Below are 25,947 nucleotides of genomic sequence, written 5' to 3'. Positions count from 1 at the left end.
CTTCTCATCTTGATTCGAAGGGGACGTGGGTGACGGGCGCGGGGGCGGCCGCGAGGAGCCGCTGGGTGTACTCGGCCTGCGGGTTGTCGTAGACCTGGGCGGCCGGACCTCGCTCGACGATCTCGCCGTGCTTGAGCACGACGATCGAGTCGGCGATGTAGCGGACGACGGCCAGATCGTGCGAGATGAACAGCAGGCTCACGCCGAGCTCGCGCTTCAGATCGCCCAGCAGATTGAGCACCTGCGCCTGGATCGAAAGATCGAGGGCGCTCACGGGCTCGTCGCAGATGATGAGTCTGGGCGACAGCACCAGTGCACGGGCGATGGCGATGCGCTGCCGCTGACCCCCCGAGAACTCGCTGGGGTATCGCTGTGCCGAGTCGGCCGGCATTCCGACCTGGTCGAGCACCTCGCGGATCCGACGCTGGATCTCGGCGCGACCGAACCGGCCCTGCTCGTGCATCGGCTCCGCCAGAGTGGAGCCGATGGTCCGGGTCGGATTCAGCGACCCGTACGGGTTCTGGAACACCGCCTGGAGGTCGCGACTCAGCCGACGTCGCTGACGGTTGCGGGCGTGGGAGATGTCCTCACCCGCGAACGTGATCGTTCCCGACGCGACGGGCGCGAGGCCGAGCACCGCATTGCCGAGGGTCGACTTGCCCGACCCCGACTCTCCGACCAGCCCGACTGTTTCGCCCTCGCGGATGGTGAGGTCCACACCAGAGAGAGCGGTGACCTGCTTTCCGCGCCGTCCACGGAACCGGACGACGAGGTCCGCGACATCCAGCAGAAGACCAGTCTCGGTCATCGTGCCACCCCCTCGGTCTGAAGAGCGTCGACGCGCACGCACCGGGACGCGCGACCGGGCGCCACCGCCACGAGCGGGATCGGGCCCACGCGGCACGCCTCGGTGGCGAGCGCACACCGGTCCGCGAAGTGACAGGAGACCGGCCACTTATCGGGAGGCGGCACACTGCCGGGAATGGTCTGCAGGCGTGAACCCGGCGTCGCGAAGTGCGGGTTGGCAGAGAGCAGGCCCGCGCTGTACGGGTGAAGCGGCGTCGACATCAATTCGCCGACGGGCGCCCGCTCGACCGCCTGCCCCGCGTACATGACCACGGCACGCTCGCACAACGCGGAGACCACGCCGAGGTCGTGACTGATGAGCATCACCGCGAGGCCCGTCTCCTCCTGAAGGGTGCGCAGGAGCGCGACGATCTCTGCCTGCACGGTCACGTCGAGCGCCGTCGTGGGCTCGTCGGCGATGAGCAGGCGCGGAGCGCCGGCGAGCGCGATCGCGATCGAGACGCGCTGCGCCATGCCACCGGAGATCTCGTGCGGGTAGCTGCGGGCGACACGCTTCGGGTCGACGATCCGCACCTGTTCGAGCAGTTCCAGGGTGCGGGCGGCGGCACGCTTGCGGCTCGCCCCCGTGTGAACCCGAACGGCCTGCGAGATCTGGTAGCCCACGGTGAACAGCGGGTCGAGCGCGGTCATCGGCTCCTGCGAGACGAACGCGATCGTCTTCCCGCGAACGGCTGCGCGCTCGCGCGGGCTCAGCTCGAGCAGCTCGACCCCATCCAGCTGGATGCTGCCCGACACGACGCGCGCACCGCCCGGCAGCATCCCGAGCACACCGAGACCGGTGATCGTCTTGCCGCATCCGGACTCGCCCACGATGCCGACGGCTTCACCCGCGCCGATATCGAACGAGACCGACTGCACCACGGATCGGGCGGAGCCGTCGGCATCAGGGAACGCGATGCTGAGGTCTCGCACGCGCAGCAGCGCATCCGCCGACTCGATCACGGCGTCGTCCGACGAGGTGGCAGGAACGGTGGTCGCCCGAGTGATCGACGCCCCCTTGCTGCGGCCCGCCGTCCAGCCTTCCGCCGTCACGTCGCGGATGGCGTCGCCCAGGAGCACGAAGGCGATGACCGTGATGGCGATCACGCCGCCGCTCGGCACCAGCGTCCACGGTTGCTGATTCATCACGGCCGCACCGTCGGCGACCAGTCCGCCCCAACTCGGAGTCGGAGGGGTGAGGCCGAGGCCCAGGAAGTTCAGACCGGCCGCGGTGACGAGGGCGTTGGCGGCGATGAGCGAGACATTGACGAGGATGGGGCCCGCGATGCGGGGCAGCACGTGGCGGAACGCGATCTTCCACTTGCCGACTCCGAAGACCCGCGCGGCGGCGATGTAGGGCTCCTCGGTCACGGTGGCCGCGGAACTGCGGACCACACGGACCAGGCCGGGGGCCGTGAGCAAGCCGACCGCGACCATCGCCCAGTTCATCGAACCCGACAGCGCGAGCACCATGAGCAGCACGATGATCCCGGGGATCGACATGACGAGGTCGTTCAGGCGGGTCACGACCGCATCCACCGGCCGGAACATCGCCGCGGCGAGCCCTGCGGGAATGGCGACCAACGCGGCGACGCCGACGGCGATGAGCACGCCGAGCAGGGCGGGGCCGGTGCCGTAGATGATGCGTGACAGGATGTCGCGCCCGAGCGAGTCGGTGCCGAGCCAATGGGCGGCGGTCGGTCCGCTGAGCACGTTGGCGAAGTCCGCCGCCTGCGGGTCGATGGAGGTCAGCAGCGACGGCGCGAATGATGCGACGACACCCAGCAGCAGGAGGACCGCTGCGGCGACTCCCAGCGGCTTGCGGATGAACCTGGCGAGCGGGCCGCGGCGTCGACGGTTGCGCGGCTGTGTCGCGATCCACGTGGTCGAGTCGGGCGCCGGTGTGGGCGAAGAGGTCATGAGGTACGCACCTTCGGGTTGATCCAGCCGTATGCGATGTCGGTGGCGAGGTTGACGACGATCACGATGAGCGTGAAGTAGACCGCGATCCCCTGGATCATCGGGAGATCCTTCGAGGTCGTGGCGCTGACGGCGAGCGTGCCGAGCCCGGGCAGACCGAACACCTGCTCGATCACGACCGAGCCGCCCAGCGCACCGATGAAGAGCAGTCCCGAGATCGTCACGATCCGCACCGCGGAACTGCGCAGCGCGTGCCGGAACACGATGGCGCTCTCGGGGATCCCGTTCGCCCGCAGGTTGCGGATGAAGTCGCTCGCCTGAACGTCGAGCATCGCCTCGCGGGTCTGCTTCGCGATCGCGGTCACCCCGGTGAGCGAGAGGGCTGCAACGGGAAGCGCAAGTGAACGCAGCCACTCGGAGGGCGAGTCCGCGAATGCGACGTATCCGGTCGCCGGGAAGATGCCGAGCTGGACGCTGAACACCGTGATCAGCAGGAGCGCGAGCCAGAATCCGGGGACGGCAAGGCCCGCGATCGACAACACGTCGATGAATCGTGCGGCCGCGCCCTTGCCCCGGCTGCTGATGACACCGAGGACGACGCCGACGATCGTCGCGATCACGGTCGAACCGATCACGAGCGACAGTGTCGTCGGAAGCCGCTGGTTGAGGGCATCGATCACCGGCTGACCGTTGAGCAGGGACGTCCCGAGTGATCCGTGCAGGACCTCACCGAGCCATCTGGCGTACTGCTCCCAGACGGGGAGGTTGAGACCGAGCGCTTCGCGCAGCTTCTCGACCATTTCCGGTGAGGCCTGCGGCCCCGCGATCTGCTGTGCTGCGTCGCCCGGGATGAACGACTGGAGCACGAAGACGAGAACCGAGACCACGAACAGCAGCGGTATGGAGATGAGCACCCGTTTGAGGATGAGGATGAGCATGACGTATCGCTGCCGTTCGTGGTCGTCGGGTCAGTTACCGGCCGAGAAGAAGACCGGGTTCGGGTTGAGCGAATCCGGAGTCATCTGGATTCCCTCGAGCCCGGGGCGGCTGATCACCACCTTGTCGATCGAGGCGAAGGGGGCGAACCATGCCTCCTTCTGCACCTCCGCCTGGAGCTCCTTGTAGATCGCCGGAGCGTCGTCGGAGTTCGCGGCAGCGCCCTCCGCGATCAGCGCGCTGATCTCCGGATCGGTCGAGTTGAACGGGTTGAAGAACCCGGGCGCCAACAGCTGGGTCGCCACGAGGTAGAACGGCTGCCCGCCGTACTCGAAGACCGTCGAGACCGCTTCCTTGTTGAGGATCATCTGCGCGTAGTCGTTGATCGTCTGCGCGACGGTCACCTCCGTGGTCACGCCGATGGCGTCCCAGTAGCTCGCGATCGCCTGGGCCACATCCGTCTCGCCGGGCTGAAGGTTGTAGGCGGCCATCGGAATGGTGAATCCGTCGGCGTAGCCGGCCTCAGCCAGCAGTGCACGTGCCTTGTCGGGGTCGTACGTGTAGGCGCTTTCCAGCGACTCGTCGTACCCATCGGCGCCGGGGAGCAGCAACTGCTGGCTCGGGCTGGCGTAGTCGCCGAAGAGGCCGCTCACAAGCGAGTCCCGATCGATCGCGTAGTTCAGGGCCTGACGCACGCGCAGGTCACCGAGCGCGGGCACGACCTCGCCACCGCGATCCAGCAGGGAGACGAATCCGAAGAGGTACGGCTCGGTGGTGACGTTGAAGCCCGCCTCCTCGGCGGCCTCAGCCTCCTTGGCGCTTCCGAACATGTAGTCGATCTGGTTGGTTCGCATCGCGGACAGGGCGGCAGCCGTGTTCGCCAGCACCTTCACCTCGATGGTCTCCCAGTTGATGGCGTCAGGGTTCCAGTAGTCGGGGTTCGCCGTGAACACGTAGGTCTGGTTGGCCACCGTCTTCGTCTCATCGAGCACGTACTGGCCGGCACCGGCGGTGGAGGTTCCGAGCGTCTCGACGTTCTCGAGCGCGACCGGGCTGATCACGTTGCCCGTTCCCAGGTCCTGCGTCAGCATGTAGGCCAGCTGCGGGTTCGGCTCCTTCAGCGTGATCCGCAGACTCAGGGGTCCCGTCACGTCGATGGACTCGAAGTTCTGAACCCGCGAGCCGAAGCCGCTGACCGAGCCGTAGTACTCGAAGTACGCCTTGACACCTTCTGCGGTGAGCTCACCGCCGTCGGTGAAGGTGACTCCTTCGCGGAGCGTGAGGTCGAAGACCTTGTTCCCCTCACCGACGAAGCCCCACTCGGTGGCCAGCCCCGGTGCGAACGAGCCGTCGGGCAGCTGATAGATGAGCGGATCGTAGGCGAGTTCGTAGAGGATCTGGAGCGGGTCACCGTTTCCCGCGAGCGCCGGGTCCAGGCTCGCCGGCGGACTGCTGATGGCGATGCGGAGCGTGTCGGGCGACTGTTCGGCCAGCCCTCCGCCACTGCTCCCGCTTGAGCAGCCCGTGAGCGCGGCAGCCGCGGCGACGGCGGCCGTGATGGCGATCAACCGGAGTGAACGACCGCGAGACAGATGGAACATGAATGCCTCCTCCTTGAAGCACTGGGGGTCGACCAACGCTGGTCGATTCGCCCTCTTGGTTTAGCAACTAAACCATAGCGACCGTTCTGGGTCAATAAATTAAGTCAATCGCGCATCGCGGCGTCTGCTGCCGCATACGCGGCCCCGATGCAGACGGAGTCCTGGCCGAGCTCGGCGAGCACGATCTCCCCGCGCCACGCCCACCCGAACGCGTGCGAGGCCTCGATGACCGGCGCCAGCATCGCCTCGCCTGCGATCGACAGGTCGCCTCCGACGACCACGCGCTCCGGCGCCAGCAATGCCACCGGGTTCGCCAGGCTTCGCGAGAGCGGGCTGGCGAGCTCGCGCAACGCCTTCGAACACGCCGGATCACCGGCCCCCGCCAGACGCGCGAACTCGCGAATGCTCATCCGACCGTGCACACCCTCGACCTTCGCCAAGAGCGCCTCGCCGAACAACGGCTCCAGGCATCCTCGGTTGCCGCAGATGCACAGGGGGCCTTCGGAGTCGAACGAGAGGTGCCCGATCTCGCCCGAGAATCCACCGCGACCTCCGCGATACAGCCGGCCGCCGAACACGAGCCCGCCGCCCACTCCGTCTCCGAGCTGAATGTAGAGCACGTCCTGGGAGCCCACAGCCGCGCCCGCGCGCAACTCGCCCAGCACGCCGGCATCGGCGTCATTGAGCACGGTCGTCGGCACACCGAACCGCTCTGCGAGATCCGACCTGAGGTCGGCGGGTTGCCACGACGACGAGAACCCGGGCACGACCTCCGGCCCCGAGCTGACGACGCTCCCCACACGCTCACTGACCGGATCGACCGTCAAGCCGAGCCCCACCCCGATGCTGCTGACGGGAACCTCGAGCGAGAGCTCTTCCACGGCGTCGACGATGCGCCGCAGATCGTCCGCGTACTCGAACGGCGCGACGCGCTCGATGGTCGGAGTCCGGACGACCTCGCCATCGGGCATGATCCCGAGCACCTCGATCCGGTGCCGCGAGATACTCGCTCCGATCATCACGCCCCGACTGGGCGCGGCGCGGCTGAGCAGATTCGCGCGCCTGCCGTTCCGCCGCCCCGCGGTGACCTCGATGCGCCCCTGCTCCACGAGCACGGCTGTGAGATTCGAGACGGTCGCCTCCGAGAACCCGGTCGCTTCAGCGATCTCCTTCTGCGACAGCTCCAGTCCCGTCGGAAGGTGGGAGAGGACCAGGTCGAGGTTGCGCTGACGAACGCTCGTGGATCCGCGACGGCGTTGGTTCATTTGCTAAAGATACTCGACCTCGCCCTCCTCAGCAGGTGTGATCAGTAACGGCGAGCCACCCGCTCTGCGAACAGCAGATACACGGCCGCCGTCCAGGTGTAGGCGCGATCGCGCAGGCCCGCGCCCGTGAGCGCGTCGAAGTTCTCGGCGAAGCCGGAGCGCTCGCAGAGGCGGCGGAACCGCGCGCTCACCTCATCCGCGAGCTCCAGGCGACCCGCTGCGCGCAACCCCTGCTCGATGAGGTAGGTTGACGGCGCCCAGATCGGTCCGCGCCAGTACCCGTCGGACTCGTACTCCGAAGAGTCGACGAGCTCGGTCGCCGGGCCGAACTCGGTCAAGTGGGCATCGATGTCGGCCACGAGGGCTTCGACGACCTCGGTCGGAAGCCGGTCCGCCGCGAGGATCGGCAGGCAGGTGAGCAGGCTCGTCACGGACGCGACCCCACCTCCCGCGACCGCCCGCGCGACGAGGCGGTCGCCGTCGCGGAGCTCCTCGAGCATCGCCGCGAGCACCCGTGCGCTCTCCGCACGCCAGCCCGGCTCCTCATCCGGAGCCACGGATGCCGCGAGGCGCGCGAGCTCGTCGAGCTGCAGCACCAGGAACGCTGCCAGGTCGGGCGACTCGACGACGCGCGCGACGTCGAACACCGTCGCGTTGTCCCAGCCCGAGTCGTTGCCGTGCTCGTAGAACGGAAGCGCCGACCCGGGCGCGCGCCGCCGGTCGAGCCAGAAGCGCGTCCACGCGGCGACCCGGGCGTACACCTCGCCGGTCACCTCCGCGACGAGCTCCGCGGGAAGTCGTTGCCGAAGCTCGGACCACACCCACCCGTGAATCGGCGGCTTCACGAAGTTGTAGAGCACCTCTGAGTGCGTGACCGAGTCGGGAAGGGCGCCATCCGCGGCCTGATGATCGAAGGGAAGGAGGAACTGGTCGATCGCTGCGCGCGGGTCCGCCCGGGCAAGGGCGAGGGCGTTGAAGCAGTGATCCCAGCTCCACACCTTGTCCATCCAGTGCTTCGACATCAACACGGCCTCGCGGCCGACGAAGCCCACGGGAGCGACGGTCGCGCTCCACAGCACGTAGGCGGCGAGCTCCGCCGCCGGAGGCGCGTGCTCGTCGTGCACGACCCGCCCCGCATACGCAGAGAACTCGGCGGCTCGCGCCGCCACGACCTCGTCGAAGGTACGCGACGAGGAATACGACTCCCCCACCGACTCGAGTTCCTCGATCGCGAGCTCCCAGTCCGGTCCGTCCGTCTGAGCGAACCGCGGCGACTTGCCGAGCGCCTCCGCTCCCGTCACCGCCAGCGTCCCCTCGATCGGGGTGATCCGGTAGCGGCGTCCGCTCTCGTATGACGTCAGCACCACCGACCCGTCGAGCGGCGTGACGTAGAGGTAGTGCCCGGTGAACGGGGTCAGCCCGGGCGCAGCCGCGTCGAAGCGCATCCGCATGCCCCGACCCCGCACCCGCACGGCATCCGCACGGTCGAACGCCGCCTCGACGACGCCGGCCGACGATCGCCACCGGAGCGCGGCGGGCGTCGCCTCGATCTCCACTGCTGCACCATCCGCGAGAGGCGAAAACGCGAGCGCCGGATGCATCCCCGTCGTGTGCGACACCAGGTGAACCAGTTCGGCCCGTTGATGCAGCCCCACCACACGGGAGAGCGAGAGCCACGAACCCCGTGCGCTGAAGGGGATCTGGTCGAGGTCGAATGCCGTCATCACTTCACCGCCCCCGCCGTCACGCCCGCAGCGACGTAACGCTGCGCGACGACGAGGAGCACCGCCGCCGGCACCGAGGCGACGACCGCCGTCGCCATGATCGCGTTCCAGTCCTGGGTGTTGTTGCCGATGTAGCGGTAGATGCCGATCGTGATCGGCTGCAGCTGGCCGCCCCGGTTGACGGTCGACGCGAAGATGAAGTCCGACCACGACCAGAGGAACGCGAAGAGCGAGACGGTCACCACCGAGTTGCGACTGATGGGCAGCACGACGGAGCGGAAGGTGCGCCAGGCACCCGCCCCGTCGATCTTTGCTGCCGAGATGAGCTCGTCGGGGATGCCCGTCATGAACGCCGTGAAGATGAGCACCCCGAACGGCACCGCGAGGGTCGAATCGGCGAGGATCAGCCCCGGGATCGAGTCGAGCAGGCCCCAGCTGTAGAAGATCAGGTAGAACCCCATCGCCATGATGATCCCGGGGATCATCTGTGCGATGAGCATCACGAAGTCGAGCACGCGGCCACCGCGCGGACGCAGCTTCGCGAGAGCGAACGCCGCCGGGGCTGCGAGCGCCAGGGTGATGACGACCGTGCCGAGGCCGACCACGAAGCTCGTGAAGAGGTACGGCAGCTGGTCCTGGACCACCCGCGTGTACCCCTCGAAGGTCGGGTTCACCGGGAAGAGATCGGGCGGATCCTTGCGCAGCCGATCCGGCTGAGTGAGCGAGACGTTGATCATCCAGTAGAGCGGGAACAGCATGATCGCGGTGAGGATCACACCCACCACGCTCGTCAGGATGCGCTTGGCGCGGGCGGTCACAGTTCGTCTCCCGTTCGACGCTGCGTGCGGATGTAGATGATCCCGAAGACGAAGGCGATGAGGATCAACAGGTTGCCGACCGCGGCGGCCGGGCTGAGGTCCGGCGAGCCGCCACCGAATCCGAGCCGGTACGACCAGATCGCGAAGGTCGTCGACGAGTCGCCCGGGCCGCCCCGGGTCATGATCCAGATGATGTCGAAGACTTTGAGCGTGTAGATGAGCCCGAGCAGCAGCGTGATCGCCGACACCGGGCGGAGCATCGGGAAGGTGATGCGCCAGAAGGTCTGCCATCCGTTCGCGCCGTCGAGCGCGGATGCCTCGTATACCTCCGAGGGGATGTTCTGGAGGCCGCTGTAGAGGATCACGAGGTTGAACGGGATGCCGATCCAGATGTTCGCGATCAGCACGCCGACCATCGACCACTGCGGGGAGGTGAGCCAGTTGACCTGGGGAATGCCGAACACGGCGAGCGCCGCGTTGACGACACCCGAATCCGAGTTGAGCATCCACGCCCAGATCGACGCCGAGACGAGCAGCGGCAGCAGCCACGGCACGAGGAAGAGCGCGCGCAGCGTCGTGCTGAGCGGGAAGCGCCGATAGAAGAAGACGGCGAGAGCGAGGCCGAGGGCGAACTGCACGATGATCGACCCGAAGGTGAACACGGCCGTGTTCCAGAGCGCCGGCCAGAAGGTCGGGCTGCGGAAGACCTCGATGTAGTTGTCGAATCCGGCGAACGGCGCCTCGCCGGTAATGAACGAGGCGAGCGAGTAGTCGCGGAAGCTGAGGTCGAGATTGCGGATGAGCGGCCACGCGTAGAACAGCACCATGTAGATCGCGACCGGGGCAATGAACGCCCACGCGATGAGCTGTTGGCGGATGCGCTGGCGGCGGCGCCCGCCGTCGCGCTCCGACGGGAGGGCGGCACCGGCTGCCGGCACCGCCCCTCCGTGTGCGGTCGTGTTCCCGCCCGCGCCCGTCCTCGGTGCGGTGTGCATCGCGGTCATCGGGGTGTCCTCCTCGGTGTGGGGCGCGGGCGGGATGCGATCAGCCGAGCTTCGCGTCGACGGCCTGCTGCGCCGCAGCGAGAGCGTCAGCCGGGCTCGACCCTCCGGAGAGGGCGTTCTGCACCGCGGTGTAGAGCTGCTCGGAGATGGTGCCGTACTTGATGCCGAGGTTGTCGGCAGTGCGCGGCTTCGCGTCGCCGACGGCGGTCACCCATCCCTGCAGGCTCGGGTCGGCGGCCAACTGCGCCTCCTGGCCCGCGGCCGTGGGCGCGACGTAGCCGAGCGCGTCGGCGCCGGTGTTGCCCTCGGTCAGGCACTTCACGATCTTGACGGAGGTCGCGTAGCGCGAGGTGTCCTTCTGGATCGGGATGGTGATGAACTCGCCACCGGTCGGAGCGGGAGCGGGCTGGCCGTTCTCACCCGGGATCTGGATCGACATGTAGCCGGCCGCGTCGGCGTCGGCCTTGAACCACGAGCCGTTCTCCGCGAAGGCGAACTCGCCGGTCTTGAACTCGTCCCAGCTGGTGCCCTGCGTGTTCTGCAGCACCGACTGCGGCGCGAGGCCGTTCTTCACCCAGTCGGTCCAGAGCGTCAGCGCAGAGGTCGCCTCCGTCGAGTCGAGAGCCGTCAAGTCGGCCCCCGCTCCCCAGAACCAGGGAAGGAACTGGAAGGTGCCCTCCTCGGTGCCGACGGCAGAGAAGGTGATGCCCTTCTTGCCTGCCGCCACGACCTTCTCGAGCGCCGCGGTGAGCGAGGCGCCGTCGGTGACGGAGGCGATGTCCACCCCGGCGGCGTCGAGCACCTCCGGGTTGTAGTAGAGGCCCAGCGTGTTGGCGCCCACGGGAACACCGTAGGTCTTCCCGTCGATCTGACCGGCGGTCAGGATGTTCTCCTGGATGTCGGAGACATCGAGACCGTTGTCGTCGGTGGTGGTCAGGAGCCCGGCGTCGGCGAGCGTCGAGACCTTCGGGTTGTCGACCATCGCGATGTCGGGCAGCTTGCCGGCCGCGGCGGTCGTGAGGTCCTTCACAGTGTCGCCGGTGTTGCCGGCGTTGCGCTCGATCGTGATGCCGATGTCGGCGGCGCAGGCGTCGATCGCCTTGGCCCAGTCCGACGACGCGTCGCGGTCGGGATACGGATCCCACAGGGTGTACTCCGTCGATCCCGACGACGTCTCGCTCTGTGTGGTCGAGCAGCCCGTGAGTGCGGCGACGACGAACGCGCCGCTCAGCACGGTGGCACCGATCACTCGGGCCTTCCGATTCTTGTCCACGGTATTCCTCTCTGAATGTGCGGTGGGTTGGGGTGTTGTCTTGCTGTCGAACCGGTTCGACACTGGCGCGGACGGAACTCTCGCCGCCGCCAGCACGGTCAGCGGGTGCTGGTACTGCCTCGATCCGTCAGCTCGGGTGCGATGAACCGGACGACGGGGGCACCAGCGCCCTCCCCGTCCCGCATTCGATGCACGAGCGCCTGGACCGCGGCGCGGCCCAGCTTGTCCGGAGACGTCTCGATCGCCGTGTACGGCAACGAGAACAGTCGTCCGAAGTCTTCGGAGAAGATGCCGACCACCGAGAGGTCGCGCGGCACCTCCACTCCTCGGGCGTTGAGGACGGGCGGCAGGCCCGCGATCATCGCGTCGTTGTGCACGATGACGGCGGTCGCGGTGGGCCGCGCGTCGAGCACCTGGTTCCACTGCTCGGCGACATCCGGCTGCTGGGTCTCGCCGTAGTAGGGGTAGATCCGGAGGCCGTAGCGCGCCGCACGCTCGAGCGCCGCATCCCGGAAGCGCCAGACGTATGCGCCACCGCGGGTGATGACGTGCTCGTTCGGCGAGACCAGGATGATCTCGCGATGCCCGAGCCCCTGCAGGTGGTCGACCAGCATCCGCGCGGCCTCGCCGAAGTCGAGGTCGAACACGTCGAGCCCGTCGGTGTCGCGCGGAAGACCCACGAGGGCTCCCGGCTGACGCGCCGATCGCAGCGGGCCGACGCGCGGATCGTCGTGGGCGACGTTCAACAGCACGAGGCCGTCGACCATGTCGGAGTCGGTGATGCGCTTGAGCGCGTGGGGTCCGTCATCCTCGGTGACCATGAGGATGTCGTAGCCGGCCTCGCGGGCTGCATCCGAGATCGGCAAGACGTACTGCATCATGGCCGGCGAGAACTCGTCGCGGAAGAACTGGACGAGCAACCCGATGACGCGGGTCTGGCTCGTGGCGAGCGCGCGGGCACCCGCGTTCGGAGTGAAGCCGAGCTCGCGGATGGCGCTCTCGATGCGCTCGCGCGTCTCGTCGGAGATCGTGCGCTTGCCGGAGAGCGCATACGACACGGTGCTGCGGGACACGCCCGCCGCCTTGGCCACGTCGCCGATGGTCGCCACTCGCCGTTCTCCTTCGAACTGCTTCGATGATCCGTTCGGATCCGTAGGACGCGTTCCGCACGATCCCGTGGTCGAACGCGGGTTCGCGAATCGAACGTGTCGTGCGGACGAGGCCCAGGACCCCGAAGGTGGTGCCCACGGTAATCGAACCGGTTCGACATTGCAAGAGGCGGCGACCGAATCAAGCGGAGCACGTCGCCGTCGAGCGAGTGGTGACTACCGGGATCCGTCGAGCTCGGTCGCGATCGTCGCGAGCGCCAGGTCGAGCGCCGCATCCTCGGCGGTGAGCGAGGCGCGGATGAAGCCCTCCGACGCGCTGTAGACCGTCCCGGCACTCACACCGATGCCGCGAGCGGCGAGCGCCGCCGCGATCTCGGTGCCCGTGCGGCCGGTGTCGCGCGCGTCGATCCAGAGATAGAAACCGCCGAGCGCACCGGATCCGAGCGCCGGGAGTCGAGGTCCGAGGAGGGCTGCGGCTCGCGTATAGCGATCTCGATAGATGCGCGCCAGCTCGTCGCCGCGATCCGGCATCTCGGTGAGCGCCGCGATCCCGACCTCCTGGGCGGTGATCGGCGCACAGCCCGCGGTCGTCCCGTGGATCGCCGCGACCTCACGTCGATAGCCGGGAGGCGAGACGAGCGAGCCGAGACGGAGTCCCGTCATCGAGAACCGCTTCGAGAACGTGCGGGCCGCGAAGGTCACATCCGCCCCGCCGACCTCGAGTGGGGACGGCGCGCGGCCACCGGCGAACACGATCGACTCGTACGCCTCGTCCGAGAGGATCCGAGCGTCGTAGCGACGCACCAGGTCGACGAGCGCGGCGAGCGCGCGGCGCGAAGCGACCGCACCGGTGGGGTTGGAGGGCGAGTTGACGGCCACGAGACGGAAGCCGTCGCGCAGGCCCGCCTCGATCTCATCGAGGTCGAAGAAGTCGTCTCCCGACGAACCCTGCGTGTACGAGCGGGTGCGGAAGCCCATGCTCGTCGCCAGCACCACGTAGTTCGGCCACGCGGGATCCGGGACGAGCACTCCCTCGCCGCCGGCCGCCAGCAACGCGATCGCCACCGCACCGGTCCCGCCGATGGTGACGATCACATCCTCGACCGCGATCGACGGACCCTGGTCGGTCGCGGTGTCCTCGGCGATCAGTCGGCGAAGCTCCGGCAGCCCGAGCTTCGGGGTGTAGCCGGTGTGCCCGGCACGGATCCCCGCGACCGCGGCCTCCGCGAGCGGGAGCGGCAGCGGCTGATCGGGTTCGCCGATCCCGAGATCGATGAAGCCCTCCCCCGCGGGCCCCGCCATCAGCCTGTCGACGGCGTCGCCCGTCGAGCGCGAGGGGGCGGGGGTGTCGCTGGTCATGCTGGATCTCCCGGGGGCTCGGCGGGTCGGACATCGCCATCGTAGGAAACCCTTCATGTCCGTTTCGTGTCGAAATCGATGCGCGAAACGCAAATACGCACATTGTTGACACATCTACGAAACATTCCGGGGTTCTCCTGGTGATGCGCCGCCGGATCACCGGCACGGCGACCTGCACTTCACCTTTCATCCGTTCTCCCGATTCGAGGAGCCCCCATGAACACAATCCGTCGCGGCTACCGTGCCGCGGTCATCACCGCCGTCTCGGCGATCGCCCTCACCGCCTGTGCGACCGCCGACGACACCACGTCGGATTCCGCGTCCGACTCGGGCGACGTCATCGTCGCCGCGGCCGACCCGTCGCTGCTGCCCTACAACTTCATCGGAGACGACGGCAGCACCTGGGAAGGTCTGAACGTCGACCTCGCCGCCGCGCTCTCCGAGGAGCTCGGCCAGACGATCGAGTTCGAGAGCGCCAGCTTCGACACGATCATCCCCGGCCTCGCCTCGGGTCGCTACGACATCGCCCTCACCGGCATGTTCGACACCAAGGAGCGCCAGGAGACGGTCGACTTCGTCGACTACCTCCGCGCCGACAACAACTTCCTCACCCGCGAGGGCTACCGCGAGATCGCCGACCTCACGGACCTCTGCGGCGAGAAGGTCGGCATTCCGGGCGGAGCGCTCGAGGGTCAGTGGCTGGCCTCCGAGTCCGACACTTGCGTGGCCGACGGCAACGAGCCGATCGATGTCTCGGAGTTCGCCGACCTCGACGCGGTCGTGCTGGCCCTCACCTCGGGCCGCATCGATGTCGCGCCGAACGACTCGGCAGCCAACGCCTACATCGCCAAGGGCACGGACGGACTCGTCGTCTCCGGCTCCTACGAGAACGAGGGCTACTTCGCCGTCGGCTTCCCGAAGGACAGCGACCTGACCGAGAAGTTCGAGGCCGCCTTCACCGCGCTCATCGAGGATGGCACCTACGCCGAGATCCTCGAGACCTGGGGCATCCCCGGCCGCGCCCTCGACGCTCCGATCATCAACGGTTCGCCCTTCTGATGACCTCACCGCGTCAAACGGTTGATGCCGACACCATCGTCCGCCGCCCCCGGCGGTGGCGATGGGTCGGCATCGCCGCCGTGGTGATCGCGGCTGTCTCGGTCGCCACGAACTTCATCACCAACCCGAACTACAAGTGGGATGTCGTCGGGCGATACCTCTTCGACCCGCGCATCCTGAACGGCCTCGGCACCACCCTCCTGCTCACACTCGTCGGCATGGTCATCGCTCTCGCGGTCGGCCTCGGCCTCGCGGTCATGCGGATGTCGAAGAGCGGCCTGCTCAGTGCGAGCGCCGGCGCGTACATCTGGTTCTTCCGCGGCACCCCCGTACTGGTTCAGCTGATCCTCTGGTACAACCTCGCGATCGTGATCCCCGAGTTCTCCATCGGGATCCCCTTCGGTCCGACTCTGTGGTCCGCCGACACCAACTCGCTCATCACGCCGTGGACCGCCGCGGTCCTCGGGCTCTCGCTCAACGAGGCCGCCTACCTCGCCGAGATCATCCGATCGGGAATCGTCTCGGTCGATCGCGGGCAGACGGAGGCCGCCGACGCCCTCGCGATCGGACGCGCCACCTCGTTCCGCCGCATCATCCTTCCGCAGGCGTTGCGCGTGATCGTCCCGCCCGCCGCGAATGAGGCGATCGGACTGCTGAAGTACTCCTCGGTGGTCAGCGTCATCGCGCTCCCCGAGCTGCTCTACTCGGGCCAGCTCATCTACTCGCGCACCTACGAGACGATTCCGGTGCTCATCGTCGTCTGCATCTGGTACCTCGTCGTCGTCACCGTCCTCACCGGTCTCGAGCATCTGCTCGAGCGCCGACTCGGGGTCGGGTTCACGACCGGCGGCACGACATCGAGGAGGTGGTCGCGATGGCTGATCGCGAAGCGCTGATCCGTCTGCGGAACATCCGCAAATCCTTCGGCGAGAACACCGTCCTGCACGGGATCGACCTCGACGTGCACGCGGGCGAGGTGCTGTGCCTCATCGGCGCCTCCGGTTCCGGCAAGTCGACTCTGCTGCGCTGCATCAACCACCTCGAGGTGCCCGACAGTGGCCGCATCTACGTGGGCGACCACCTGATGGGATACGAGGAGCGCACCCCGGGGCGCCTGCACGAGCTGTCGCGCCGCAAGGTCGCCGCCCAGCGCACCGAGGTAGGGATGGTCTTCCAGCATTTCAACCTGTTCCCGCACCTGACCGTGCTCGAGAACATCGTCGAGGCGCCGCTGCGCGTGCGAAAGCTCGACAAGTCGACCGCGATCGCGACGGCCCGCGATCTGCTGCAGCGGGTGGGGATGTCGCACAAGGAGAACGCCTACCCGCGCCAGCTCTCGGGGGGCCAGCAGCAGCGCGTCGCGATCGCCCGCGGCCTCGCCATGCGCCCCAAGGTGATGCTGTTCGACGAGCCGACCTCCGCTCTCGACCCCGAGCTGGTCGGTGAAGTGCTCGACGTGATGACCGGCCTCGCCCGCGACGGGATGACGATGATCGTCGTCACGCACGAGATGGGGTTCGCCCGCGAGGCCGGCGACCGTGTCGCCTTCATGTCGGACGGCATGATCCTCGAGATGGGCACCCCGACCCAGGTGCTCTCGAACCCTGTCCACGAGCGCACGCGCGCCTTCCTCTCGAAGGTGCTCTAGCCCGTGTCCCGCCTCACCTCTCTCTCGTCGCTCGTCGCGCAGGGCCTGACCGGGCGCGACGCCGCGGTCGTCGGTCCGGCCGTGATGTGCGCCGAGCCGGGAAGCGCTGCGGCGGGCCTGAAGGTGCGGATCGGACGGGGCGCGTGGCCGAGCGTGGTGGTCACCTCCCCCGCGGAGGCCGCCCACGCCGCGGCAGAACGCGACGCGCGGCTCATCCTCGTCGGCGGTGACAGCGTCGACTGGATGGTGCAGACGCTGCGGATGCTGCGCGCCACAGGAGAGACTCCGATCGCCGTCCTCGACGCCGACGTGCGCGACGGTGCCGAGCTCGCCCTGCTCGACGCGGGCGCGAACCTCGTGATCGACCGCACCGTCTCGCCCCGCGAGCTGAGCGCCCGACTGGTGGGCCTCGTCCGGGCGCGCAGCGGCGAGGAGCGCCTCCGCGTCCGCTGGCTGCAGGCCGAGGGGCTGTCGGTCGATGTCGCCACGCGAAGCTGCACCCTCGACGACGAGCATCTGGCGCTCAGCCGTCACGACTTCGAGCTGCTGTTCCTCCTCATGTCGAACGCGGGTCGGGTGGTCAGCCACCAGCAGCTCGCGCAGCAGCTGTGGGACGACTCCGACGAGGACGCCCAGAACGCGCTGCGCCTCGCGGTCACCCGCCTGCGTCGGCGGCTCGGCGACAGCTCCGATCGCCCCCGATGGATCGCCTCGGTGCGGGGTGTCGGATACCGCTTCCTCCCCCGCGTGGCCGAGATCGGCGACAACCGTAACGACGACCGGATGCGCTCGTCGCTGGCACGACTGACGGCCCAGGCAGACGCGCTCGCCGCACTCACGGACGCGCTCGCCGCCACGCGCGACGTGCAGGCGGTCGCCGAGACTGTCGTGACCTGGGCGGTGGCGCGCGGCCTCGCCGACGCCTCGACCGTCTTCCGCCTCGACCGCGCCGCGGAAGACGGCGCCCGCGCGGTGCTCGTCGCAAGCTCCGGGATGTCATCGCGGTGGCGCCAGACGATCGCGAGCGGCCACCCCATGAGCGGCGCCTTCATCGGATCCCGCATCTACGGGAGCGGCGAGACGGTGCAGCTGAGCGACATCTCGAACCTGGCCGGACGTTTCCCCGTGACCGCACGGATGTCGACCGCCGAGGATCTGCACGCCTGCGTGCTGTTCCCGCTCCACGTCGGCGACGCCATCTGGGGCGACCTCGCGTTCCTCAGCCGATCGACGAACTCGTTCAGCCCCGCGGTCGCCGCCTTCTTCCGCACGATCTCCACGATCGTCTCGATCGCCATCTCGGCCGTCGACGGCGAGACGCGAGCGGAGGGCCTCCATGCGTGAGCTCTCGGATCGCGAGGTCGCCGCGATCGACACCCGCGCGCTCATCGACGCCTGCGCCGGCGCCCTCGCCGCCCTCGGCCGAGGCGACGCGATCCAGGCCGAGAAGCAACTGCTTCCCACACCCGACGGCGGCTTCTTCCTCTCGATCTCGGCGGTCGTCCCCGAACTCGGCTGGGCGATCACGAAGTGGGGTTCCTACGTGCCCGCGGCCGACGGATCGGGGCGCTCGAGTTCGACGATCCTCGCCAGTCCCGCGACCGGCGGCGCCCCGACCGCGATGCTGCGTGGGATGCTGCCCACCCGGCTGCGCACCGCCGCCTCGGCACTCGCCCTCCTCGAGGCACTCGGGCGCATCGACCGTGGGGCGACCGTGGGCCTCGCCGGGTTCGGACCCACGAACGCGCACATCGCCGAGATGCTCGCGAGCACCCATCGGGTGCGGAGCTGGCGGGTGCTCGCCCGCGCCACCGCCACGCTGGACCGCGCATCCGAGGCCCTCTCCGGCCAGCTGACGACCGGCACCGACGCCGCCGTTCTCGCCGACGCCGATGTCGTAATCAGCGCCACCGGCGCGACCGCCCCGATCCTGTCGACCGCGCTCCTCCGTGACGACGCCACCGTGCTGTGCCTCGAGGGGCGCGCTGCGTGGGACGTTCGCGACGCGGTCGACCTCGATGACCACTCCGTGCCGGGCGACCCCGGCGGCATCGCACGCCTGATGGCCGGGCTCGGCACGGTGCCCACCGGCCGCGTCTTCCTCGACCAGGCCGGATCGGCCGTCACCGATGTCGCACTCGTGAGCGCCCTCCTCGGCGCGCCGGGAGCCGCGCGATGAGCGGCAGGACCTGGATGCTGGTGACCCTCGCCGCGGTGAGCGCGTTCTCCGCGATGCCGAGCGCGTTCTACGGCGACATCGCGACCGCGACCGGGACGACGTGGAGCACCGCCCTGCTCTTCAGCGGGCACGGGCTCGCCGCGGTGATCGGCATGAGCGTCGCCGCCCGGCTCGCATCCCGGCTCGACGGACGAGTCCCGACCGTCCCCGTGCTCGTCGCCGTGGTGCTCGATGTCGCGGGAGGCGTCGTGCTCGCGCTGAACGCACCGCAGAACCTGTGGATCCTGCTCGTCGCCCGGTTGATCTGCGGGTTCGCGCTCGGGATCGTCACCCCGCTCGCCTCGTCGGTGATCGTTCACGGGCGGCGCGGCAGCGCGCGCGTGACGGCCGCGATCTTCGGCGGAGTCGGCGTCGGATCGCTCGCATCCGGCGCCCTCATCGCCTCCGGCGCGAGCATCTCCCTCACGGTGTTGCTCGGCCTCGTGCCGCTCCTCGCGATGGCGGCGAGCGCCGCGTTCGTCAGGCAGGCGCCGCCCTCCGTCGCGACCGGCGCTCTCGTCGACACCGAACGCGCCGCTGGACTCCTGATCGTGGTCGCCGCGGTGGTCGGGGCGTTCCTGGCCAACGGCGTACTCGCCCTCTTCACCTCGCTGCTTCCCGCTGCGATCGCCGACCTCGCGGGCGGAGCGAGTCTCTACGCGGGCCTCGTCGGCGGATCCGTGATGATCGCCGCCGGAACCGCACGGCTCGCATTCCGCACGACGCCCGGCGCCGGAACGACCACTCTGGCGCTCGTCGTCATCCCGACGCTGGCGGGAACGGCCCTGCTGACGGCCGGACTGCTCGTGCGAGACGGGATCGGCGTCGGACTCGCTGTGCTGGGCGGGGTCGGCTTCGGACTCGCCGCCGGCGTGCTCTACGACGCCTCGCTCCGCGCCGTCGGGCGGTCGACACGGCTGCTCGCGACCGTGCAGCGCGGCGGCCAGGCCGGGCTCGTCATCCCCCCACTCGTCGCCACGGCGGTGACCGCATGACACACCAAGGAGACCGGATCTCACAGGTGCTGATCCCGCCGCGACCGCCGACGCATCCGGCCGACCTCTGACCACACATCCGCACCATCCCAAAGGACTTCCCACATGAGAGTGAGCTTCGACATCGGTGGCACCTTCACCGACATCGTCCTTCTCGACGAGAACACCGGCCGCACCTGGCTCGGCAAGGCACTGACCACCTACAACGACTTCAGCCAGGCGATCGCGACCGGCATCTCGCAGGTTCTCGGCGACGCCGACCGCGACACCGACGCCATCGATTCGGCGGTGGTCGGCGCGACCACCCTCGTCACCAATGCGCTCATCGAGCGCCGCGGCGCCACCACGGCACTCGTCACGACCGAAGGCTTCGGTGACGTGCTCGAGATCGGCCGCGAATGGCGCTACGACCTCTACGACCCGCGCCTGCAGCTGCCCGACCCGCTCGTCGACCCCGAGGCGCGGTACGAGGCGACCGAGCGCCTCGACGCGACAGGCGCCGTCGTCACTCCGCTGGATCGCGCGGGGGTGGAGCGCATCGCCGACCAGCTCGCGGCGGCGGGAGTCGAATCCGTCGCGGTCTGCCTGCTGCACTCGTACGTGTCGGCGGCGCACGAGGAGGAGATCGCCGAGATCCTCCAGGCGCGCCTGCCGGAGGTGCCGGTGACGCTCTCCGGCCACCTCGTGCCGGTGATCCGCGAGTACGAGCGGACGGTGACGACGCTCGCCAACGCCTACGTGCGACCCGTCGCCGGGGAGCACTTCGAAGACATCGAGCGGGCCCTCGTGCAGCTCGGCATCGACCAGCAGCTCATGCTCATGCAGTCCAACGGCGGCGTCGTCTCGACCGCGACCGCACGTGCGTACCCGATCCGCCTGCTCGAGTCGGGGCCGGCCGCCGGTGCGATCGGGGCCGCCTACGTGGGGCGTCAGCTCGACATCGAGAACCTCATCGCCTTCGACATGGGCGGCACCACGGCCAAGGTGTGCATCGTCGAAGGCGGTGCGCCCACCGTCCGCAACGGATTCGAGGTGGGTCGGGTTCACCGGCTGAAGTCGGGGTCGGGCCTGCCGGTCTCGATGCCTGTCGTCGACATGATCGAGATCGGAGCGGGCGGCGGATCGATCGCCCACCTCGACGGTCTCGGCCTGCTCAAAGTGGGCCCGAAGTCCGCCGGATCCCGCCCCGGCCCCGCCGGGTACGGGCTCGGCGGCACCGAACCCACCGTCACCGACGCCGACATCGTGCTCGGCTACCTCGACCCCGCCTACTTCCTCGGGGGGCGCATGTCGCTCGACGTCGAGGCGTCGCGCCGCGCCATGGTCGACAGCCTCGGCACCGCGTTCGGCGACGACCCGGTGGCGGCCGCCGCCGGCATCGCCCGAGTCGTCGACGAGCACATGGCCCTCGCGGTGCAGGTGCATCTCACCGAACACGGTCACGACCCGCGCACCTTCCCGATGGTCGCGTTCGGCGGCGCGGCACCCGTGCACGCGGCCCGGATCGCCCGCATCCTCGGCGTCGGCCGCCTCATCATCCCGGCCGCAGCCGGTGTGCTCTCGGCGACCGGCCTGCTCGTCGCCGCCCCGATGGTCGAGGAGTCGCGCACCCGCCTGCGCGAGCTGCGCGACTGGGACTCGGACGACATCGAGGCGATCTTCGCCGACCTCGTCGCCCAGGCCCGGCACGAGCTCGGAACCGACATCGACCGGGTCGACCGCTTCGTCGAGATGCGCTTCCTCGGGCAAGGCTTCGAGATCGAGGTCCCCGTTGCCGCCGGAGACGGACCCGACGAGTACCGGGCGAAGTTCGTCGCCGAGTACGAGCACATCTACGGCACCACGCCCGACTACGAGCGCATCGAGATCGTGACCTGGCGGGTCCGCGTCTACGGGCCGTTCGAAGCCCCGGACCTGACCCGCACCGTGAGCCGCGACGCGGCGGAGGACACCACCCGCACCCGCGCGGCATGGTGGCCCGAGACCGGCCTCGTCGAGGCTCCGGTGCGGCGGATGCTGGCCCTCCCGGTCGGCGAGCGCGTGGTCGGTCCGGCGATCCTCCAGCTTCCGGAATCGACCGCCGTCGTCGGGCCTCTCGACGAGGCCTGGCTCGACGAGTTCGGGAACCTGCACGTCGACATCGCGACAGGGAGCGCATCATGACCATCGACACCGCACGCGAACACCTCGCATCCCTGGGCTACGCGCCGGGCGACATCGCCGACGCACCCACCAGCACCCTGCGCTTCGCCGACGGCGGATGGTTCAAGTGGGAGGTCGCGGGGGCGCTCGACGCACCCTCGCTCGCCACGCTCCACGCGACCCTCGCCGCCGAGGGGGTTCGGCTGCACCAGGCGACCAACACGGTCGGCACGATGCGCTACCTCGACGCGGAGATCACCGACCTGGTGCAGACCGCCCGCGATCTGGGCGTGCAGCTGCGCATGGCGTCCGGTCCGCGCGGAACCTACGACATCGGGGGCCAGAAGCTGGCCTCCGGCAACGTCGCCGCGGCGAGCGCCTACCGGCTGCGCGGGGGTGACCATCTCGCTCAGGGTCTCGACGACGTGCTGCACGCGATCGAGCTCGGCGTGCGCGGTTTCCTCGTGTTCGACGAGGGTCTGCTGCACGTGCTGCACCAGCTGCGCACCCGCGGGGCGATCCCCGACATCCGGGTGAAGGCGTCGTCCAACATGGGTGCGGCCAACCCGGCGCACACCGCCCTGCTCGCCGCGACCGGTGCCGACTCGGTCAACCTGCAACGCGACCTCGACGTGTCGATGATCGCCGCGATCCGCGCTTCGACCCCCGTGCCGCTCGACCTGCACACCGACAACCCGCGCGCCACCGGCGGATTCGTCCGCGGATACGACGTGCCGGAGTTCGTGCGCGTCGGCGCTCCCGTCTACCTGAAGGCCGGGAACGCCGCCCAGGACTTCTCCGACGATGCGCCCACCCCGCGGGTCATCGACGGGATCGTCCGTCAGATCCTGCTCGATCGCCAGCAGATCGACCGCCACCTTCCCGAGGCCGTGGCCTCGGACAATCCCGAGTTCTAGGAGTAACACCATGACCCAGTGGGATGCCGCGACGCTGCAGATCGTCTGGCAGCGCCTCATCTCCGTGGCCGACGAGATGGCCGCCGTGCTGCTGCGCACTGCGTTCAGCTCCGTCGTCCGCGAATCGAACGACCTCGCCTGCGCGGTGCTCACGCCGCGCGGGGATCTGCTGGTCGAGTACGGCCGATCGGTGCCCGTGTTCACGGGAACCGTCGCCGGCACGGTGCGCGCGATGGTCGCCGAGCTCGGGGAGGAGACCCTCCGCCCCGGCGACGTGATCGCCACCAACTCGCCGCGGTACGGCAACACGCACCTGCCCGACCTCACGGCGGCGACGCCCGTGTTCCGCGACGGCCGGATCGTCGCCTACGTCGCGTCCATCTGCCACCTCTCCGACATCGGCGGCGCTTCCGAAGGCGCCTTCGCCCAAGACGTCTTCGAAGAGGGGTTCTGCCTGCCCCCGGTGAAGCTCGTCGACGCCGGATCCCCCAACGAGCTGGTGCGCTACATCCTCGCGAACAACGTGCGCGTGCCCGCGCAGGTGCTCGGCGATGTGGATGCGCTCATCGCCGCGAACGCCCTCGGCGCACGTCGCATCACGGCGCTGCTCGACTCGGATCCGACCCTCGACCTCGAGGAGGCGGCGGCCGAGATCTGCGGAGCCACCGAACGCGCCGTGCGCGCCGCGATCTCCGAGATCCCGGACGGCGACTACCCGGCCTCGATCGATCTCGACGGCTTCGAGGAGCCGAAGACGATCGTGGTGAACGTCAGCGTTCACGGTGACTCGATGACCGTCGACTACACCGGCACCTCGCGGCAGTCGACCTACGGCATCAACTCCGCATCGCCCACCTTCGGCTACACCCGGTACGGCATGGCCTGCCTTCTCGCACCGGAGCTGCCGAACAACGAGGGCGCGCTGCGCGCGATCGACATCGTCGTGCCGAAGGGCTCGCTGCTCAACCCCCGCACCAACGCGGCCGTGAGCGCGAACTTCCCCGCGCACGCGATCCCCTCGGTGCTCTCGCGGGCCCTCGTGGATGCGCTGCCGGACCGCGCATCCGCCGCGGCGGGCACCCCGTTCTGGGTCGTCGGCATCCGCGGCGAGAAGGAGACCGGACCCTTCGCCTCGCTGCTGTGCTTCAACGGCGGTCAGGGCGCGTCGCGCGGTCAGCGCGGCTACGCGACCCTCTCGACACCCTCGAACGTGTCGAACACTCCCGTCGAGATCGTCGAAAGCCAGGCTCCCGTGCTGATCGAGTCGAAGACGATCGTGCGCGACTCCGGCGGAACCGGCGCGTGGCGCGGAGGCGAGGGCCAGGAGGTGGTCCTCGTCTCGCGCCACGACGCACCGCTGGACGTGATCTTCCTCACCGAGCGCATCGAGCACCCCGCACCCGGGCTCGCCGGTGGCGGAGCCGGGGCACCCGGAATGCTGCTGGTCGACGACGTGAAGGTGGCCGAGCCGAAGGGGCGCATCAGTTGGCAGCCCGGCTCGCGCATCCTCATGCGGACCCCCGGCGGCGGCGGCTACGGGGCATGAACGACCACCAGATGACACCGAACAGAGAGCACGACATGACAGACACAGCCACGACCACCCCCTTCACCGAGCCGGGCACGTGGGTGCTGGAGCCGAAGGGCCGCAAGGCGATCGTGCTGCGCAAGGGCCAGACAATGACCATCACCGACCTCGAAGGGCAGCAGGTGATGGACTTCATCGCCTCGATGGTCGACGATCCGGTGGAGCGGCTCTCGGCGATGTTCACACGGGTGAGCAACGGGATGTGGGACCTCAAGGAGGGCTACACCATCTACTCCGACAAGTGCCGCCCCATGTTCAAGGTCGTCGCGGACGACAACGGCATCCACAACATGACCGGCGGCTACTGCTCGAAGTACTCCAACTCGATCCGGTACGGGGTGGAGGAGACCTGGGGCTGCCTCGACAACCTCGTCGGCGACTGGCAGGAGCTCGGACTCGACGAGACCGCGATCAACCCCGACCAGTGCATCTCGCTGTTCATGAACATCCACCACCACGCCGATGGACGCATGGAGATCGTGGAGCCGACCACGAAGCCGGGCGACAAGATCGTGCTCGAGGCGCTCGACGACGTCTACGTGGGCTTGTCGAACTGCCCCGAAGAGCACAACCCGTGCAACGCGTTCCACGTGACCCCGATGGAGGTCACGGTCGCCTGAGCGGGGCGGGTTCGCGCGCGGGCGAGGCGTCGTAGGTCACGGCGACTCGCCTCGCGTGCGGAGGCTAGGCGTTGTTGATCGCTGCGACGATCTCGGCGACCAGCACCGAGCGATTGTCGGCCGCGTGCGCCTGCATCGCCTGGATCGTGCCCGAACCCACCTCGGTCGACGTTCCATAGACCTTGGAGTACGGAATCGCCTCTGCCTGGTTCGCGAGTTGGGTCACGCGGAACTCCTCCACAAAGTAGTAGGTCCCCGATGTCTCGCTCTTCACCAATACGCCCACGGGTGGGGCCTCCATTTCTTCGACACTTTGGTACGGCGGACGCCGGTACTCCTTGGCCACGTGCTCGATGAACGTGTCCTCTTTCACGATGTTGCTGCGGTTGCCGTCGATCGATCGCAATCCACCGCTCGTCTGGGTCACGATCGCGACGTGATGGTTACCGTCGGCACGGGTGAAGATGACGAGATCGCCGACGGCTGGAGTGGACGCCAACGGGAGATCTTCAAAGTTGGTGGCCAAGGTCCGCTTCCCTAGGCCGAGACCTCTCAAGCACCACGTGGCAAACCACGCGCACCAGTCGCCGTTGTACCCGGCCCACGCGCCATCCGGGGGATCCTCCGAGGCCTTGACGCCATCCAAGTCCAGCCCCAGGTACTTGCGCGCGTACGCGATGACGCCCTCGGGCGTGACGGGTGCCGCTACAGCGAACGCAGGGCCGGGAGACGCGAGGTCGATTCCGAGAGAAGCGAGCGTCGCGATGGCCGCCGCACCACCGAGCAACGTTCGGCGCGAAAGCCGAGGATCGATGGTCTCACCATGTTCGTCGTCCACAGCGCCAGAGTCTCAGCGCTGAGACTTGCTCGACAGCCCCCGTAAAGGGACTAGCCATGCGCCCCAT

The 25,947-nt window shown here is 68.8% G+C and carries 22 protein-coding genes; 10 read left to right on the top strand and 12 right to left on the bottom strand.

The features are described from left to right. Positions 1–4: 4 nt before the first annotated feature. The 11 genes from FVQ89_RS05180 to FVQ89_RS05130 form a co-directional block, all read right to left on the bottom strand. Positions 5–808, bottom strand: a complete 804-nt coding sequence (locus FVQ89_RS05180) for an ABC transporter ATP-binding protein (protein ID WP_147900811.1) — start codon at positions 806–808, stop codon at positions 5–7. After that, a complete protein-coding gene (locus tag FVQ89_RS05175; RefSeq protein WP_147900810.1) occupies positions 805–2,766 on the bottom strand; it encodes a dipeptide/oligopeptide/nickel ABC transporter permease/ATP-binding protein in 1,962 nt (653 codons plus the stop codon). Before FVQ89_RS05175 ends, FVQ89_RS05180 begins: the two co-directional genes overlap by 4 nt. Continuing rightward, the gene (locus FVQ89_RS05170) at positions 2,763–3,704 is read right to left on the bottom strand and encodes an ABC transporter permease (RefSeq protein ID WP_147900809.1); all 942 of its coding nucleotides are present in this window, start codon (positions 3,702–3,704) and stop codon (positions 2,763–2,765) included. Before FVQ89_RS05170 ends, FVQ89_RS05175 begins: the two co-directional genes overlap by 4 nt. A gap of 30 nt (positions 3,705–3,734) precedes the next feature. Next, a complete protein-coding gene (locus FVQ89_RS05165) occupies positions 3,735–5,303 on the bottom strand; it encodes an ABC transporter substrate-binding protein (RefSeq protein ID WP_147900808.1) in 1,569 nt (522 codons plus the stop codon). 104 nt (positions 5,304–5,407) lie between these two features. Next, on the bottom strand, positions 5,408–6,568 hold the full coding sequence (locus FVQ89_RS05160; RefSeq protein WP_147900807.1) for an ROK family transcriptional regulator: 1,161 nt from the start codon (positions 6,566–6,568) through the stop codon (positions 5,408–5,410). A 41-nt stretch (positions 6,569–6,609) separates the two neighbouring features. Continuing rightward, positions 6,610–8,292, bottom strand: coding sequence for an amylo-alpha-1,6-glucosidase (locus tag FVQ89_RS05155; RefSeq protein ID WP_147900806.1), 1,683 nt, complete (start codon positions 8,290–8,292; stop codon positions 6,610–6,612). Further along, positions 8,292–9,110 (bottom strand): carbohydrate ABC transporter permease, encoded by an 819-nt coding sequence (locus tag FVQ89_RS05150; RefSeq protein ID WP_370454448.1) that lies wholly within the window; start codon positions 9,108–9,110, stop codon positions 8,292–8,294. Before FVQ89_RS05150 ends, FVQ89_RS05155 begins: the two co-directional genes overlap by 1 nt. Then, positions 9,107–10,114, bottom strand: coding sequence for a carbohydrate ABC transporter permease (locus FVQ89_RS05145; RefSeq protein WP_255513429.1), 1,008 nt, complete (start codon positions 10,112–10,114; stop codon positions 9,107–9,109). Before FVQ89_RS05145 ends, FVQ89_RS05150 begins: the two co-directional genes overlap by 4 nt. 40 nt (positions 10,115–10,154) lie before the next feature. Next, complete coding sequence (locus tag FVQ89_RS05140; protein WP_147900805.1) at positions 10,155–11,387, bottom strand: extracellular solute-binding protein; 1,233 nt, start codon at positions 11,385–11,387, stop codon at positions 10,155–10,157. Between the two features lie 98 nt (positions 11,388–11,485). Next, complete coding sequence (locus FVQ89_RS05135; RefSeq protein WP_147900804.1) at positions 11,486–12,496, bottom strand: LacI family DNA-binding transcriptional regulator; 1,011 nt, start codon at positions 12,494–12,496, stop codon at positions 11,486–11,488. 216 nt (positions 12,497–12,712) lie between these two features. Continuing rightward, complete coding sequence (locus tag FVQ89_RS05130) at positions 12,713–13,855, bottom strand: pyridoxal phosphate-dependent aminotransferase (RefSeq protein WP_187264910.1); 1,143 nt, start codon at positions 13,853–13,855, stop codon at positions 12,713–12,715. A 216-nt stretch (positions 13,856–14,071) separates the two neighbouring features. Between FVQ89_RS05130 and FVQ89_RS05125 the strand changes: the two genes are divergently transcribed. From FVQ89_RS05125 to FVQ89_RS05080, 10 genes are all read left to right on the top strand, one after another. Further along, a complete protein-coding gene (locus FVQ89_RS05125; RefSeq protein WP_147900802.1) occupies positions 14,072–14,914 on the top strand; it encodes an ABC transporter substrate-binding protein in 843 nt (280 codons plus the stop codon). After that, entirely contained in the window at positions 14,914–15,810 is an 897-nt protein-coding gene (locus FVQ89_RS05120; protein WP_147900801.1) for an amino acid ABC transporter permease, read from the top strand. Before FVQ89_RS05125 ends, FVQ89_RS05120 begins: the two co-directional genes overlap by 1 nt. Beyond that, positions 15,789–16,562 (top strand): amino acid ABC transporter ATP-binding protein, encoded by a 774-nt coding sequence (locus tag FVQ89_RS05115; protein ID WP_147900800.1) that lies wholly within the window; start codon positions 15,789–15,791, stop codon positions 16,560–16,562. Before FVQ89_RS05120 ends, FVQ89_RS05115 begins: the two co-directional genes overlap by 22 nt. A gap of 3 nt (positions 16,563–16,565) precedes the next feature. Then, positions 16,566–17,906, top strand: a complete 1,341-nt coding sequence (locus FVQ89_RS05110) for a winged helix-turn-helix domain-containing protein (RefSeq protein ID WP_147900799.1) — start codon at positions 16,566–16,568, stop codon at positions 17,904–17,906. Further along, on the top strand, positions 17,899–18,741 hold the full coding sequence (locus FVQ89_RS05105; RefSeq protein WP_147900798.1) for a hypothetical protein: 843 nt from the start codon (positions 17,899–17,901) through the stop codon (positions 18,739–18,741). Before FVQ89_RS05110 ends, FVQ89_RS05105 begins: the two co-directional genes overlap by 8 nt. Then, positions 18,738–19,775, top strand: a complete 1,038-nt coding sequence (locus FVQ89_RS05100; RefSeq protein WP_147900797.1) for an MFS transporter — start codon at positions 18,738–18,740, stop codon at positions 19,773–19,775. The genes FVQ89_RS05105 and FVQ89_RS05100 overlap by 4 nt, the downstream gene beginning before the upstream one ends. Positions 19,776–19,880: 105 nt before the next feature. Then, positions 19,881–21,938, top strand: coding sequence for a hydantoinase/oxoprolinase family protein (locus tag FVQ89_RS05095; RefSeq protein WP_147900796.1), 2,058 nt, complete (start codon positions 19,881–19,883; stop codon positions 21,936–21,938). After that, on the top strand, positions 21,935–22,834 hold the full coding sequence (locus FVQ89_RS05090) for a U32 family peptidase (RefSeq protein ID WP_147900795.1): 900 nt from the start codon (positions 21,935–21,937) through the stop codon (positions 22,832–22,834). The genes FVQ89_RS05095 and FVQ89_RS05090 overlap by 4 nt, the downstream gene beginning before the upstream one ends. A gap of 10 nt (positions 22,835–22,844) precedes the next feature. Beyond that, the gene (locus FVQ89_RS05085; RefSeq protein WP_187264909.1) at positions 22,845–24,380 is read left to right on the top strand and encodes a hydantoinase B/oxoprolinase family protein; all 1,536 of its coding nucleotides are present in this window, start codon (positions 22,845–22,847) and stop codon (positions 24,378–24,380) included. A 35-nt stretch (positions 24,381–24,415) separates the two neighbouring features. Then, on the top strand, positions 24,416–25,042 hold the full coding sequence (locus FVQ89_RS05080; RefSeq protein ID WP_187264908.1) for an urea carboxylase-associated family protein: 627 nt from the start codon (positions 24,416–24,418) through the stop codon (positions 25,040–25,042). Between the two features lie 64 nt (positions 25,043–25,106). On the opposite strand, the gene FVQ89_RS05075 is transcribed toward FVQ89_RS05080, so the two are convergent. Then, entirely contained in the window at positions 25,107–25,880 is a 774-nt protein-coding gene (locus FVQ89_RS05075; RefSeq protein WP_147900792.1) for a CHAP domain-containing protein, read from the bottom strand. Positions 25,881–25,947: the final 67 nt, after the last annotated feature.

The organism is Homoserinibacter sp. GY 40078, from assembly GCF_008017545.1.
Classification (GTDB): Bacteria; Actinomycetota; Actinomycetes; order Actinomycetales; family Microbacteriaceae; genus Homoserinibacter.
This window is presented reverse-complemented; position numbering and strand designations above follow the sequence as displayed.

What these genes read in the sequence shown, in the direction of transcription:
- FVQ89_RS05180 (WP_147900811.1), bottom strand. Translation starts at nt 808, where the DNA reads ATGACCGAGACTGGTCTTCTGCTGGATGTCGCGGACCTCGTCGTCCGG.
- FVQ89_RS05175 (WP_147900810.1), bottom strand. Translation starts at nt 2,766, where the DNA reads ATGACCTCTTCGCCCACACCGGCGCCCGACTCGACCACGTGGATCGCG.
- FVQ89_RS05170 (WP_147900809.1), bottom strand. Translation starts at nt 3,704, where the DNA reads ATGCTCATCCTCATCCTCAAACGGGTGCTCATCTCCATACCGCTGCTG.
- FVQ89_RS05165 (WP_147900808.1), bottom strand. Translation starts at nt 5,303, where the DNA reads ATGTTCCATCTGTCTCGCGGTCGTTCACTCCGGTTGATCGCCATCACG.
- FVQ89_RS05160 (WP_147900807.1), bottom strand. Translation starts at nt 6,568, where the DNA reads ATGAACCAACGCCGTCGCGGATCCACGAGCGTTCGTCAGCGCAACCTC.
- FVQ89_RS05155 (WP_147900806.1), bottom strand. Translation starts at nt 8,292, where the DNA reads ATGACGGCATTCGACCTCGACCAGATCCCCTTCAGCGCACGGGGTTCG.
- FVQ89_RS05145 (WP_255513429.1), bottom strand. Translation starts at nt 10,114, where the DNA reads ATGACCGCGATGCACACCGCACCGAGGACGGGCGCGGGCGGGAACACG.
- FVQ89_RS05130 (WP_187264910.1), bottom strand. Translation starts at nt 13,855, where the DNA reads ATGACCAGCGACACCCCCGCCCCCTCGCGCTCGACGGGCGACGCCGTC.
- FVQ89_RS05125 (WP_147900802.1), top strand. Translation starts at nt 14,072, where the DNA reads ATGAACACAATCCGTCGCGGCTACCGTGCCGCGGTCATCACCGCCGTC.
- FVQ89_RS05120 (WP_147900801.1), top strand. Translation starts at nt 14,914, where the DNA reads ATGACCTCACCGCGTCAAACGGTTGATGCCGACACCATCGTCCGCCGC.
- FVQ89_RS05115 (WP_147900800.1), top strand. Translation starts at nt 15,789, where the DNA reads ATGGCTGATCGCGAAGCGCTGATCCGTCTGCGGAACATCCGCAAATCC.
- FVQ89_RS05105 (WP_147900798.1), top strand. Translation starts at nt 17,899, where the DNA reads ATGCGTGAGCTCTCGGATCGCGAGGTCGCCGCGATCGACACCCGCGCG.
- FVQ89_RS05100 (WP_147900797.1), top strand. Translation starts at nt 18,738, where the DNA reads ATGAGCGGCAGGACCTGGATGCTGGTGACCCTCGCCGCGGTGAGCGCG.
- FVQ89_RS05095 (WP_147900796.1), top strand. Translation starts at nt 19,881, where the DNA reads ATGAGAGTGAGCTTCGACATCGGTGGCACCTTCACCGACATCGTCCTT.
- FVQ89_RS05090 (WP_147900795.1), top strand. Translation starts at nt 21,935, where the DNA reads ATGACCATCGACACCGCACGCGAACACCTCGCATCCCTGGGCTACGCG.
- FVQ89_RS05085 (WP_187264909.1), top strand. Translation starts at nt 22,845, where the DNA reads ATGACCCAGTGGGATGCCGCGACGCTGCAGATCGTCTGGCAGCGCCTC.
- FVQ89_RS05080 (WP_187264908.1), top strand. Translation starts at nt 24,416, where the DNA reads ATGACAGACACAGCCACGACCACCCCCTTCACCGAGCCGGGCACGTGG.